A 13,301-nucleotide genomic window follows, 5' to 3' on the forward strand; every position below is an offset into this window, starting at 1 on the left:
CGGTTAATTGTCTACCAAACGGGGTACAGTTCAACATTGGGCTATATTGTAAGTATTATTGGTATGGTTTGTATTGTTCCGTATATTACTGTCCAAGTAGTAGGAACGGGCATTATTTTTGAACTTTTTACCGATGGTATGATTTCATTTGAGGTAGGTGCGGCTGTTGGTGTTGCTGTTTGTGCATTGTTTATTTTTTATGGCGGAATGCGCTCAGTAGCTTGGACAGATGTATTTTTTGGACTTGTCTTTGTTATTTCAATTTGGTCAGCTGTGTTATTAATTTTAAATGCAGCTTTTGGAAGTGAACGTTTCTTTGATGTTGCAGCTAAACGTATTCCCCAGCTTTTAACTTTAACAGATGCAAATAGACCTATTGGATATTATATTTCCCAGATTTGGGTTATTGGTCTTGGTGGTTATATGTGGCCGCATCTCTTTTTGAGAATGGTTTCAACAAAATCACCATCAGATGTTCGTACAGTTGGTACTTTAATTTCTTTTGCTTCTGTACTTTCTCAGTTCCCTGTAGTTATTGGTGGATTTGCAGCAGCTATTTTGTTGCCGAATCTTGCTGCTCCTGATACTGGTTTGTTGCTGCTTGTAAAAGAATATACCCCTATGTGGATGGTAGGTGTATTAGGTGCGGGTGGTATTGCAGCATCTTTGTCGACTGTTAATGCTTTGGCTCACTGTCAGGGTGTGTTGATTGCAAATGATGTATATATGCGTCTGAAGAAAAATCCTACTGAAAGACAGATTGTTACCGTTTCAAGAATATTTATTCTTCTAACCTGTTTGATTGCTTATGTGTTTGCTTTAACTAAACCTAGTTTCTTATGGTCAATTTTAGCTAATACGTATGCAGGTATTGTTCAGATATTTCCAATCACAATAGCAGCATTGTTCTGGAAGAGAACTACTGCTAAAGGGTGTATTGCTGCTTTGATTGTAGGTGTTGCAGTTGCACTTCTTTATAACTATGTTTTAGTTGCTCCTTATGGAATTGTTGCTCCTGCTATGGGCTTGATGGCCAACGTTGTGGTTCTCATAGTAGTAAGTCTTTGCACTAAACCTAATGAAAATACTTCTCGTTCTAATGTTGCAGAGGCATAGTTATGAATAATCTTAACGAGCTTATAAAGTTAATAGATGAAAAAAGAATTGTGCAGATTGCTTGTGATTTGATGCGTTTCAAATCAGATAATCCATCTACTACTGATTTGGAAAATCACTCTAATGAAGCAGGCATTGCTAATTATATTTTAGATTTCTTTAAATCAGTAGGAATTGAAGCTTATGCTCAAGCAGCTTATTTTGATAGAGTCAATGTAATAGCTTGCTTAAAAGGAATTTCAAAAGAAAGTGTACCATCTATTGCTTTTAATGGTCATATGGATGTTGTTCCAGCAGGAGATCTTTCTTTATGGGAACATGATCCGTATGATCCTTGGTTAAAGGATGGAAAACTTTATGGACGTGGCGCATGTGATATGAAGGGGTCTATTGCTTGCTTTATGCATGTAATGGAAACCATCAAAAAATATAATATTCAGCATGATGAGGATATTTGGTTTACTGCAGTAATTGATGAAGAAAAAAGTAATAAAGGAGTAAATGCTTTATTACAGTCATCTTTTAAAGCTGATCGTTGTATTGTTGGAGAAGCCAGCTCCTGTGAAATTCTGATTGGACATAGAGGTGTTTTAGCTTTTGAAATTGAAATCCCTGGTATTGCTTGTCATGCTGCAATGACAGCAACAGGACAAGGAAGAAATGCAATTTTAGATGCAATTAAAGCTATTAAATCAATTGAAAATGTTGATATAAAATTGCATGAGAAAAAAAGTGAAATGCTTGGTTGTAGCCAACTGAACGTAACAGGCTTTTCTAGTGGTATTAAGGTAAATGTAATTCCGGATAAAGCTGTTTTACAGCTTGATGGAAGAACTGCTCTAGGCGAAAAATTAGAAGATATTCAAAATTTAGTTGCATCTGCACTAGATTCTCTTAAGGATAAAGGTGAGATCTTATCTTATAAAATAAAGCCTACGACGTTCTGTCCTTCGTATGAGTTGCCTTTGGACAGTGAGTTTTTACGTACAGCTAAATCTGCTGCTAAAAAAGTTGGTTTAGAACCGAAAATATCTGTTTTTGGTGCAACGTGCGAGGCTTCTTTAATAGCAAAAGTTTGTCCAGAAGTAATTATTTTTGGAGCAGGAAGTTTAAAGCAGGCTCATAACTCTAATGAGTTTGTTCCTGTTAATGATTTAATCAAAACTGCTCATTTTTATTTATCATGTGTGTTAGAAAATAATTAATTATCGATACTGGTAATAAATTATTTTTTAATTAAAAAGTTATAGATGATGGTGACAAAAAGCACAAAAATTTGCATTTTGTCACCATATTATTATCAGATGCAATAATATCCTTTCAATTCAATATCTCATTTCATTTTAAAGATTAGTTGTCGTTAAAAAATTTTTAAATTTTTTTAAAGTCTAAGTTTCAACTAATTTTCACTAAATATACTTATAAACAAGCAAAGGTTTTCAATCTAAGGAGTTAAATATGAAAAAGCTAAATCTTGTCGCCGTTGTTGCCGCTTTGGTTTCCTGCACCGCATTTGCTGCCCCTCAGGGATTTAATCAATCTGCCATTCCGTCAGGACCGGCTGGATTTAACAATCAGGCTCCTACTACTGTAAAGGGTGTTTTGGAGTCGGCTTATGATGATCAGATTGTTACCTTAAAGGGACGTCTTACCAATTATTTAGGCGATGATCGTTATGAGTTTACCGATGTAAACGGTGATCGCATTGAAGTTGAGCTTGATGATGATCATGACTGGTCAAATATTGCTAAAGATCAGTTAATTGAGATTGTAGGAGAGGTGGATAAGGATTTGATGTCTACGTCTCTTGAAGTAAAACGTGCCGTTCCCGCTCAAAAATAAATTATAAATATTAATCATCCCGTTCCTAGCCCGCTTTCGCGGGCTTTCTTGCACTAAAACAAAGCAATTTGATCTAAATAGTAATCCTGCTTATGATGTAAGTTTAACTACAAAAATAAGCGGAGCTCCAAGTGATACCTCGTATTTCTCAATTACCTCAAATTAGTGCCGAATATAAAAAATATTTAAGTACTTTAAAAAGTAAATCTTTTTCAGGTGATATAGAAGATCGTTATCCTGCAAGATTATTGTGCGCCACTGATAATAGTGTGTATCAATGTTTACCTGCAGCCGTAATTTTCCCGAGAAATACAGCAGATATAGCTCTTGCTTTGTCTCTTGCTCAAAGTAAGGAATTTTCATCTGTTTCTTTTGCTCCGCGCGGAGGCGGTACCGGAACTAACGGTCAATCTTTAAATAAAGGGATCATGATTGACTGTTCCCGTTATATGAAAGAATATCGCGATTTTAATGCAGAAAAGCGGGAAGTGACGGTACAGGCAGGCGTTATTAAAGATGAGTTAAATGAATTTTTAAAACCGCATGGTTTATTCTTCTCTCCTGAGCTGTCAACTTCAAGTCGCGCAACTATTGGCGGCATGATAAGCAATGATGCGGCAGGACAAGGCTCGTTAAAATACGGCAGAACCTCTTCACATATTAAAAAAGTTACTGTTGTTTTATATGACGGATCGGTAGCGACTTTTGGCCCGGTATCAGGCAATGAATTACAAACTTGCCTTAAAAAGTCAGGTCTTGAGGGAGAAATTTATCGCAAAGTTTATGCTTTGCTTAAAGGATGCACTAAAGAAGTAAAAGAGAAATTCCCTAAATTAAACCGCTTTTTGACAGGCTATGATTTGTATCATGCTTATGATGAAAGTACTGATACTTTAAATTTAGCCCGTTTAATTTGCGGAGCTGAGGGAACTTTAGGTGTGATTGCCGAAGCTGTTTTGGATTTGACCTTAGCTCCTACTTATCGCGGACTTGTCATTATTAAATATGAAAACTTTGATGCAGCTTTACGCCATGCCCCTGATCTGGTTGCAGCCGGAGCTTTATCCGTTGAAACGGTTGATTCAAAAGTCTTAAATCTTGCCAAAAAAGATCCGGTATGGGTAAGCGTCAGTGATTATATTCAGGATATTCCAGGAAAAGAGATTTTAGGCGTTAACATTGTCGAGTTTTCAGGGCTTGATGCAAAAGAAGAGAAAGAGAAACTTACAAGGTTATATACCGGTGTTTTGCAAAAAGCCCAGAATGCACAAGGCGGAATTTTAGGTGCGCAGGTAACCGAGACTAAAGAAGGAATTGCCGCGGTTTACGGTATGCGCAAAAAAGCCGTAGGTCTTTTGGGATCGGCTGCAGGAAGCGCCAAACTTGTCGCTTTTACCGAAGATACGGTAGTTCCTCCTGAGCATCTTGCCGATTATATAGTTGAATTCAGGGCTTTACTTGATAGCATGAAGGTTCCTTACGGCATGTTCGGACATGTTGATACCGGTCTTATGCATGTTCGTCCGGGACTTGATTTAACTACGGATGAAGATCGCCGCAAGCTGCTTAAGATTTCTGATGAGGTGGTCAAGCTTGTTAAGAAATATGGCGGACAGATGTGGGGAGAACACGGTAGAGGCTACCGTTCTTGCTATGGAGAAGTATTCTTTAAGGATTTATATTCCAAAGCGCAGGAAGTAAAAGCCGCATTTGATCCGAAAAATATCTTAAATCCGGGTAAGATTTGCGTACCTTACGGCAGTAAAGATCAATTAGTAAATATCGACAGCCCGATGCGCGGTGATTTGGATAGAACCATTCCAAAGCTCGTGCGCGAACGCTTTGAAGGCGCGCTTAACTGCAACGGCAACGGACAGTGCTTTAGCTATCAAAAGAGCGCTTTGATGTGCCCAAGCTATCGATATAGTAAAGATCATGTCAAATCGCCTAAAGGATACAGTGCGTTAATGCGTGAGTGGCTCAGGCTTATGACTGAGCAGAATTTCAATCCTTTGACGGAGGAAATAGAAGAGTATACTCGCGGCATATCTCCGCTTTTATGGTTAAAGCGCGCTTACAACACGCTTTTTTGCAGAAAAGATTTTAATAAAGAATATTTAAGCCATATAAAGACTTGTCTTGCCTGTAAGTCTTGTAAAACGCAGTGTCCTGCGCATGTTAATGCCGCGGATTTAAATTCACGCTTTTTATCCATGTATTACGGGCGTTATCTGCGTCCTTTGATGGATCTTATCGTTTTAAACGCAGAAAAGATTTTGCCGTATGCTGCTGCAATGCCGAAGCTTACGAATTCGATAATTGAAAACAAGCTTAATGTTTTTATTATGAAAAAAGTTTTCGGCATGGTAGATTTACCGCTTTTAAGCCAAACGACATTACGTGATGCCTGCAGACAAAACGGAATTCCGTATTTGTCGGTTAAAAACGCAAAACTTGCAAAGCCTGAGGTTGTGTTGGTTGCCGATCCTTTTACGGCAGCGTATGAGACAAACGGTCTTGTTTCATTTGCTAAATTAATAAGAAAATTAGGTTATAGCGTCGCTGTATTGCGTCCATACGTTAACGGCAAGCTCATGGTGATTCGCGGCGATAGAAGACGTTTTGCCCGTTATGCCGCAAAACAGGCAGCCCGCATGCAGATCCTGCAAAGTTCCGGAATTACGCTCGTAGGCTTTGATCCTGCGTTAACTATTTGTTATCGCGATGAATATCGTCAGATGTTGGGGGCTTTCCATTGTGATTTCAACGTGCTATTGCCGGAAGAATGGTTGGAAATTGCCTTAAGAAATGAAAAGGTCGTAAACAAACTTGAAGAGTTTAAGGGCAGAATTTCCGATTTATTAAGAACACCTACCTATAAAGGTGAGTGGTACTTATTCTGTCATTGCACTGAAAATGCTCTTGTTCCTCGTGCCGTACAGATGTGGCAGCATATTCTCTTAAAATTCGGGTTAACTTTGATCCCGGTGCCGGTGGCGTGCTGCGGTATGGCCGGATTGTTCGGGCATATGGCGGCAAATCAGCAAGAGACTTATGCAGTTTATGAACGCAATTGGAAGGGAGAAATTCAAAAGCGTGTTTTTGAGCGTTGTCTCATAACCGGTTTTTCTTGCCGTTCACAAGTTTTGCGAATGGAGCATAAACATGCTCAGCATCCGGTGTACGTGCTTGAAAGATTATTAAGTGAGGCTAAATTTTAGTGGGTTATAGAGAAATATTCTTTTATACGCTGGCGGTGATCGGTTTTTTCGGAATTGCTCCTGCTTTTATTTATTTTTTAGCGCAGTATTTTCCGTATACGATTGCCGACAGTTTAGCGTTTATTAAGCTTTTAAGCGCTTTTGGCATCCTTTTTATGCTTATAGGCGCGGCTTTTTGTTTTTTATCAAACCTTGCGCTTATAAAAATAGGGAAGGGCGGAGCCGGAGTAATCGGCAGAATTAAGCTCATGAAGGAGACTGAGCATCTGGTCACTACCGGAGTTTATGCTTTTTGTCGCAATCCTATGCATTTGGGGCTCATTTTATTTTATTGCGGCATGGCGTTTGTGTTAAATTCAGTAAGTGCGATGCTCATTGCGTTTTTAACCTTTATTTTTGCTTACATAACTGCGTTATACTGTGATGAACCGCGTTTAAAGCGAGATTTTAAAGACGAATACACTGCATATGCCCGAAAAGTAGGGCGTTTTTTGCCAAAGATTCATAACAAGTACAAATAGGAGTTCGGCATGGAATTGATGTCCGGCGCACAAATGCTGGTGCGCACATTAGAAGATTTAGGAGTAGACCGCCTTTTCGGGTATCCGGGCGGTGCCGTTCTTGATATTTACGATGCGCTGCTTGCTTCAAAAAAGATTAAGCATATTCTTGCAAGACATGAACAGGGCGCTGCCCACATGGCTGACGGTTATGCCAGAGTTTCAGGTAAGGTAGGCTGTGCTTTGGTTACTTCAGGTCCCGGCGCTACCAATACCGTTACCGCAATTGCTACCGCTTATATGGATTCAATTCCTATGGTAGTTATAACCGGTCAGGTTATTTCTCCTCTTATCGGATCGGACGCTTTCCAGGAAGTTGATACCGTAGGTATTACCCGTCCTATCGTTAAGCATTCATTCTTATGCCAAAACGCTTTAGATATTCCTAAGTATTTGCGTGAGGCGTTTTATCTGGCATCAACGGGGCGCCCAGGTCCTGTAGTTGTTGATGTTCCTAAAGATTGTGTCCGTCCTACCGATAAATTTGAATATCCGCCGATGGGCGAAATCAAAATGCGTACCTATAATCCGACCAAACTCGGTCATCGCGGTCAGGTAAAGCGCGCGGCTAAAATGCTTGCTGAAGCAAGACGACCTGTCATGATGGTAGGCGGCGGCGTTATTTTAGGAAACGCCTCTTCTCGCGTAAGAGATTTAGCTCATAGATTCAATTTGCCGGTTACTGCGACCTTAATGGGACTTGGCGCATTCCCGAGCACCGATCGCCAATTTTTGGGCATGCTCGGTATGCACGGAACTTTTGAAGCTAATGAGGCTATGGACAAATGCGACTTGGTTCTTGCAATCGGAGTAAGATTTGACGATCGCGTGACCAATGATGTCAGCAAGTTCTGTCCGGCTGCAAAGATCATACACATCGATGTTGATCCGACTTCAATTTCCAAGACTATTACTGCAGATATTCCTATTGTCGGTGAAGCTGATTCCGTTTTGGGACAGTTCAACGAGGCTATAAGTGAGCTGCAGCTTAGCTGCAATACCGAGGATTTGGAAAAGTGGTGGTCACAAATTAACGTATGGCGTCAAAAGAAATGCCTTGCTTATAAAAAGGATAAGAATTTATGCCAGCCGCAGGAAGTTATTGAGGCTGTCTACAAAGCAACCGGCGGTAAGGCTATTATCGCGACTGACGTAGGTCAGCATCAAATGTTTACCGCTTTGTATTATCCGTTTGATAATCCGCGCCAGTTCTTGACTTCAGGGGGTCTCGGTACCATGGGATACGGTTTCCCGGCAGCCGTAGGTGCAAAGGTAGCAAAACCTGATGAGGAGGTTTGTCTGATTACCGGAGACGGATCTTTCCAGATGAACATTCAAGAGCTGTCAACATGCTTTGAGTTCAATATTCCGGTTAAGATTTTCATTTTGGATAATCATACTTTGGGCATGGTTCGTCAGTGGCAGAAACTCTTCTACGGCGGACGCATCAGTTCCACTAATTTAAATTACAATCCTGATTTTGTCGCTTTGGCAAAAGCTTACGGACATGAAGCCATTTTGGTTGAGAAACCCAGTGAGCTTGATGATGCTGTTAAGAAGGCTTTATCAATGAAAGACAAGCTCGTGATTGTTGATGTTTTATGCAATACCGATGCCAAGGTAATGCCGATGCAGCAGCCTAAGGGCGGTATGGCGGATATGTTTTTAGCGGAGGAGAATTAATATGCGTCATATCGTATCTATTCTGCTTGAGAATCAGACCGGTGCATTGTCCCGTATTGTGGGACTTTTCTCTCAGCGCGGTTATAACATTGAGACTATTACTGCAGCACCTACAGAAGATAAAGACATCACCCGTCTTAATATCGTGACTTACGGCGATGCCGTGCATATTGAGCATATTACAAAGCAGCTGCATCGCCTTATTAACGTAATTAAGGTTACCTGTCTTGATGAGTGTGAGTCCGGTGTTGTCGAGCGTGAGATTTTATTTGTTAAGGTACAGGCAATAGGCCGCGGCGTCCGTGAGGAAATTAAGTTCCTTTGTGATGTGTTTAAGGCAGAAGTTGTCGATCTCACTCCTGAAATTATGACACTTCAATTTGTCAGCACCAGCAGCGAACTTGATCGCTTCTTAAAGGCTGTGACTGAGCTTAGTGATGTTATAGAAACGGTTCGTTCCGGAGTTTGCGGAATAAGCCGCGGTGAGCATGCATTGCGCAGTTGATTTTTAGGTTTTTATTTTTATAAGGCGGCAGCTATAGTCTGCCGCTTTTTAGTTTTAATGATCATGACTAGAGAAGAAATTTTAGAGAAAGCAAAGATCTTAAATGAAGCTGATGATTATGATGCCTTGATTGTTTTGTTAGGCAGGGCTTACGATGAATCGGCAAATGATTATGTCTATGGTTTGGAGTTAAGCCGGGCCTTTATAAATAAAGGTAATAGTGTAGATGAGGGCTTTCCTTTTTACGTAAAGGCAAATGCTTTACTTGATAATTGTGCTTTATCGGGAAAAGATGATCCGGTGTGGCTTTATCGTAAAGCCTATGCGCTTTACAAATTAAACTTGGTTGAAGATGCGATAATCCGTTTAGAGCGTGCGGCCCGTTTTGTTGACATTAATTCACCGATTTCATTGCTTACAATTAATAACCTTCTTTTAGTTTGTAAAAAACTTGAAGAAAAAATGAAGCTTAAAAAATTAAGTAGTGAAGACAGACAGGCTTTTTTTACTCATATAAATAAGCATTTTGGCAAATCAAAATTACTGTTTAATGCCGACGGAGTTGAGTTTTACGAAATTGAAGCCAGTGAACAACATGACTACAAAATGATTGTAAGTTTAGGCGTAAGCGCTCTGTCTATGCCGGTTCCTCAGGGTTTTTCTGAAAAAGAAAACTCGAAGACGGAATTATGTGTAATTTTGCCTAAAAAATGGGAAATGAATTTAAATGAGGAGCGTTTATCCTGGCCGCTTAAGGTTTTAAGCTCTCTTTGCAATTATGTTTTAACTGAAAAAGCCTTTGTCGGCTTTGGTTTTAGCTTTGATAACGGCAAGCCTTTTAGTTCGCATACTAAATTTCAGGGAGCAATGCTTACCGCACTTGGCGACTATCCTAAAGAAGCGCAAAATTATCAGGTTGCAGACGGCTTTCAGGTAAATTTGTTCCAAATGGTTCCTTTGCTGCCTATGGAGGTTGCTTACAGGCTAAATCACAGTGCTCAGGATTTGCTGAATTTATTTAAGCTTCGTCATGTTGCTTTAACTCCTTTGTTTGAAGGTCGTCCTGATGTATGCGAAAGCCTTACGGTCAAAAAGGTTTAGTGCATTTAGCAAATTTTGCGAAATAGAATAGGTTCACGCAGTCTTTTTTGCATTATTATTAAAAATTGTTCTCTTCATAAAAGAAGAAAAATAAAATTTACAATTAGATTTTAGATAGAAAACAGCAAGGTGCTCTCATGGTTATGTTAAATGGAGCCCAAATGGTCGTTAAGACCTTGGAAGACTTGGGCGTAGAGCAGATGTTCGGTTATCCCGGCGCTACGGTTATCGATATTTATGATGAGTTGATGAATTCTGAGAAGATCCGTCATGTACTGGCTCGCCATGAGCAAGGTGCAGTACATATGGCTGACGGATACGCCCGCTCAACCGGAAAGGTAGGCTGTGCAATGGTCACATCAGGACCTGGTGCTACCAATACTGTTACTGCAATTGCAACGGCATACGGTGATTCCATTCCTCTGGTTGTCATAACCGGTCAGGTTAATACCGCTTTAATCGGATCGGATGCTTTCCAGGAAGTTGATACCGTAGGTATTACCCGTCCTGTAGTAAAGCATAGCTTCCTTTGCAAGAAGCCTGAGGATGTTCCGATTAATATCAGAAAAGCTTTTTATATTGCATCAACCGGGCGTAAGGGGCCCGTGGTCGTAGATATTCCTAAAAATTGTCAGGATCCGAAAGTAAAAGTCGAATATCCACCGATGACTGAGATTAAGCTGCGTTCGTATAATCCTACGGTTTTCGGTCATAAAGGACAGGTAAAGCGTGCCGCTCAGCTTATAGCTAAAGCGAAAAAGCCGGTACTTATTTTCGGCGGCGGCGTGGTACAGGGAAATGCAAGTGAAGAACTGCGCAAGCTTGTGTTGCGTATGAATCTTCCGGTTACCCAGACCTTGATGGGCATAAGCGGTTTCCCTGAGAACGATCCGCATTGCCTCGGAATGGTCGGTATGCACGGCTTGTATGAAGCTAATGAAGCTATGCATAATTCTGATTTGGTCATTGCCGTAGCCGTTCGTTTTGACGATCGCGTCACTAATAATGTCAAAAAATTCTGCCCGAATGCCAAGCTTGTGCATATTGACGTCGATCCGGCATCTATTTCAAAGTGCGTACATGCAGATTTGCCGATTGTAGGTGACTCAAAAGCGGTTTTAGGTCAGTTAAATGCTGCTTTGGAAGAACTTAATCTTAACGCAAATCCTGAAGTTGAAGAGTGGTGGAAAGAAATTTACGCATGGCGTGCCCGTAACTGCTTAAAGTATCAGGTAAGCGAAGATGTAATTAAACCGCAGCAGGTAATCGAGGCGGTTTACAAAGCAACTCGTGACAGCGGTGTTAAAACTTTTATTACTACTGATGTTGGTCAGCATCAGATGTTTGCCGCGCAGTTCTTTAAATTTGATGAGCCTCGTACTTTCATCACTTCCGGTGGCCTTGGCACTATGGGATTCGGCTTTCCGGCAGCAGCCGGCGTTAAAGTGGCTCATCCTGATGCCCAGGTTATATGCTTTACCGGTGACGGCTCTTTCCAAATGAATATGCAGGAGCTTTCAACCTGTAAGCAGTATCATCTGCCGGTTAAGATTTTTATCTTGGATAACCATACCTTAGGAATGGTCCGCCAGTGGCAGTCGCTGTTTTATCATCAGCGTTATTCTCAGACAGATTTAACCTTTAACCCTGATTTTGTGAAGCTTGCCGATGCATTTGGTCATAAAGCTTTTAAAGTAAGCGATCCTGCACAACTTGACAGTGTGGTTAAAGAGGCCTTGTCCTTAAAGGACGATCTGGTAATCGTTGATGTCATTACCGATACTGATTCCAAGGTCTTCCCCATGCAGAAAGTGGGCGGCTCTATGGTTGATATGATCTTAAGCGAGGAGGACGCTAAGTAATATGAGACACGTAATTTCAATTCTCATCGAAAACGAAGCCGGTGCTCTGTCGCGTGTCGTAGGTTTGTTTTCGCAGCGCGGCTACAATATCGACAGTTTAACTGTAGCTCCGACTGAAGATCCGACTTTATCCCGCTGCACTATCCTCACTTTAGGCGATGAGGAAGAGGCTGAGCAAATTACCAAGCAGCTGCATAAGCTTGTCGATGTTCTGCGCGTTAATGATTATGAGGAAGACGTAAGTCTTGAGCGTGAACTGGTGCTCATGAAACTGCCGACTCCTAATCGCAATACCCGCGATGAGGTACGTTCTTTGTGCGAGATTTTCTCGGCAAAGATCATCGATGTTACTGCTGAAGTTTACACTGTACAATATGTAGGCTCAGCTGAGGAGGTCGATAACTTCATTGCAACTGTCGGCAAGTGTTCGGAAATTTTAGAAACCGTGCGCTCAGGCGTTCTCGGTATAGCTAAAGGTAATCATTTCATGCATTCATGATTTAAATTGTTGAGAACATCATGATTTAAAAACGGAGATCGCAAGTCTCCGTTTTGTTTTTGTTTAAAAAGTGTTAAAACGAAAAAAGTAAAATTTATTATGAAACATACTAATTACTGAATATTAATATTTATTAATGCATACAATGCAATTTTAAATAGAGATTATTTTTAAGATAAAAAGGTTTATTATTAACTACTACTAACCATTTAGTAAATATTATTAAATTCAATGAATTAACTGTTAAGAACATGTCTAAATTCAAGGATCAATAAAATCACAGACGTCAAAAAGTATTAACATTTGGTATTCGGTGATATTAATTTTGCTACTTTTAAAGATACGTTATCAGGTCTTTCTTTTATTATTGTTTTCGTAACTTCTCATTGGAGAAACTGTTATAGTTTCGCAAATCCTCTTAAAATTAATTACAGAGGTAATAGCATACGAGATAGAAGATAACGGAGAAATAAGTCAAATTGATGGAGATATTTCAATAAGACAAATACAACTATAAGCAGATCTTCATTTGCTTACATATTGTTTGTGATGTTTTTGCAGGAAACAGTGGAGAAATAAATTTTTATTTTTGTAATAGAAGATGTTTAGAAGGATGCCATGATGATTGTCATGTGCTACATATACTCTATGGAATATGGCTTTATTTCTCTTTGTTTAATAATGTCGGATGATTTGCAGATTTTATCCTGAAATTCGCTCATATCGAGAACGATTTTGATATTTACACCTCTTCAATAGGTGAAAAGATTTCAGGTGATTATTCTAACGATGTGATTTCATTGTCAGGTGAATACGGCTGGAAATTTACCAGTGAAAAGGGATGGTATATTGAACCGCAGGCGCAACTGCAATATTTATATCCCGGATCGCCGTAATTTAAATATAGTATAA

Annotated in this window: 11 protein-coding genes; all 11 read left to right on the top strand. The window is 40.1% G+C overall.

All coding sequences use genetic code 11. The features are described from left to right. Positions 1-1,116: sodium:solute symporter family protein (locus tag HMPREF9444_RS07395; RefSeq protein WP_009143788.1), on the top strand; the 1,116-nt coding region annotated here is incomplete at its 5' end. Positions 1,117-1,118: 2 nt separating this feature from the next. Continuing rightward, a complete protein-coding gene (locus HMPREF9444_RS07400; RefSeq protein WP_009143789.1) occupies positions 1,119-2,321 on the top strand; it encodes a M20 family metallopeptidase in 1,203 nt (400 codons plus the stop codon). Positions 2,322-2,574: 253 nt separating this feature from the next. Then, complete coding sequence (locus HMPREF9444_RS07405) at positions 2,575-2,958, top strand: YgiW/YdeI family stress tolerance OB fold protein (protein ID WP_009143790.1); 384 nt, start codon at positions 2,575-2,577, stop codon at positions 2,956-2,958. Between the two features lie 131 nt (positions 2,959-3,089). Next, a complete protein-coding gene (locus HMPREF9444_RS07410) occupies positions 3,090-6,179 on the top strand; it encodes an FAD-binding and (Fe-S)-binding domain-containing protein (RefSeq protein WP_009143791.1) in 3,090 nt (1,029 codons plus the stop codon). Next, positions 6,179-6,700, top strand: coding sequence for a methyltransferase family protein (locus HMPREF9444_RS07415; protein ID WP_009143792.1), 522 nt, complete (start codon positions 6,179-6,181; stop codon positions 6,698-6,700). Before HMPREF9444_RS07410 ends, HMPREF9444_RS07415 begins: the two co-directional genes overlap by 1 nt. 9 nt (positions 6,701-6,709) lie before the next feature. Next, positions 6,710-8,422 carry a biosynthetic-type acetolactate synthase large subunit gene (ilvB, locus tag HMPREF9444_RS07420; protein WP_009143793.1) on the top strand — a complete coding sequence of 571 codons (1,713 nt, stop codon included), beginning with the start codon at positions 6,710-6,712 and terminating at the stop codon, positions 8,420-8,422. Position 8,423: 1 nt separating this feature from the next. Continuing rightward, a complete protein-coding gene (gene ilvN / locus HMPREF9444_RS07425) occupies positions 8,424-8,927 on the top strand; it encodes an acetolactate synthase small subunit (protein WP_009143794.1) in 504 nt (167 codons plus the stop codon). 63 nt (positions 8,928-8,990) lie between these two features. Continuing rightward, positions 8,991-10,028 carry a suppressor of fused domain protein gene (locus HMPREF9444_RS07430; RefSeq protein ID WP_187363657.1) on the top strand — a complete coding sequence of 346 codons (1,038 nt, stop codon included), beginning with the start codon at positions 8,991-8,993 and terminating at the stop codon, positions 10,026-10,028. A gap of 137 nt (positions 10,029-10,165) precedes the next feature. After that, a complete protein-coding gene (ilvB, locus tag HMPREF9444_RS07435; RefSeq protein ID WP_009143796.1) occupies positions 10,166-11,890 on the top strand; it encodes a biosynthetic-type acetolactate synthase large subunit in 1,725 nt (574 codons plus the stop codon). Position 11,891: 1 nt separating this feature from the next. Continuing rightward, on the top strand, positions 11,892-12,389 hold the full coding sequence (gene ilvN, locus HMPREF9444_RS07440) for an acetolactate synthase small subunit (protein WP_009143797.1): 498 nt from the start codon (positions 11,892-11,894) through the stop codon (positions 12,387-12,389). A gap of 704 nt (positions 12,390-13,093) precedes the next feature. Beyond that, on the top strand, positions 13,094-13,285 hold the full coding sequence (locus tag HMPREF9444_RS11425) for an autotransporter domain-containing protein (protein WP_083801143.1): 192 nt from the start codon (positions 13,094-13,096) through the stop codon (positions 13,283-13,285). Positions 13,286-13,301: the final 16 nt, after the last annotated feature.

This window comes from Succinatimonas hippei YIT 12066 (assembly GCF_000188195.1).
Classification (GTDB): Bacteria; Pseudomonadota; Gammaproteobacteria; order Enterobacterales; family Succinivibrionaceae; genus Succinatimonas; species Succinatimonas hippei.

What these genes read in the sequence shown, in the direction of transcription:
- HMPREF9444_RS07400 (WP_009143789.1), top strand. Translation starts at nt 1,119, where the DNA reads ATGAATAATCTTAACGAGCTTATAAAGTTAATAGATGAAAAAAGAATT.
- HMPREF9444_RS07405 (WP_009143790.1), top strand. Translation starts at nt 2,575, where the DNA reads ATGAAAAAGCTAAATCTTGTCGCCGTTGTTGCCGCTTTGGTTTCCTGC.
- ilvB (WP_009143793.1), top strand. Translation starts at nt 6,710, where the DNA reads ATGGAATTGATGTCCGGCGCACAAATGCTGGTGCGCACATTAGAAGAT.
- ilvN (WP_009143794.1), top strand. Translation starts at nt 8,424, where the DNA reads ATGCGTCATATCGTATCTATTCTGCTTGAGAATCAGACCGGTGCATTG.
- HMPREF9444_RS07430 (WP_187363657.1), top strand. Translation starts at nt 8,991, where the DNA reads ATGACTAGAGAAGAAATTTTAGAGAAAGCAAAGATCTTAAATGAAGCT.
- ilvB (WP_009143796.1), top strand. Translation starts at nt 10,166, where the DNA reads ATGGTTATGTTAAATGGAGCCCAAATGGTCGTTAAGACCTTGGAAGAC.
- ilvN (WP_009143797.1), top strand. Translation starts at nt 11,892, where the DNA reads ATGAGACACGTAATTTCAATTCTCATCGAAAACGAAGCCGGTGCTCTG.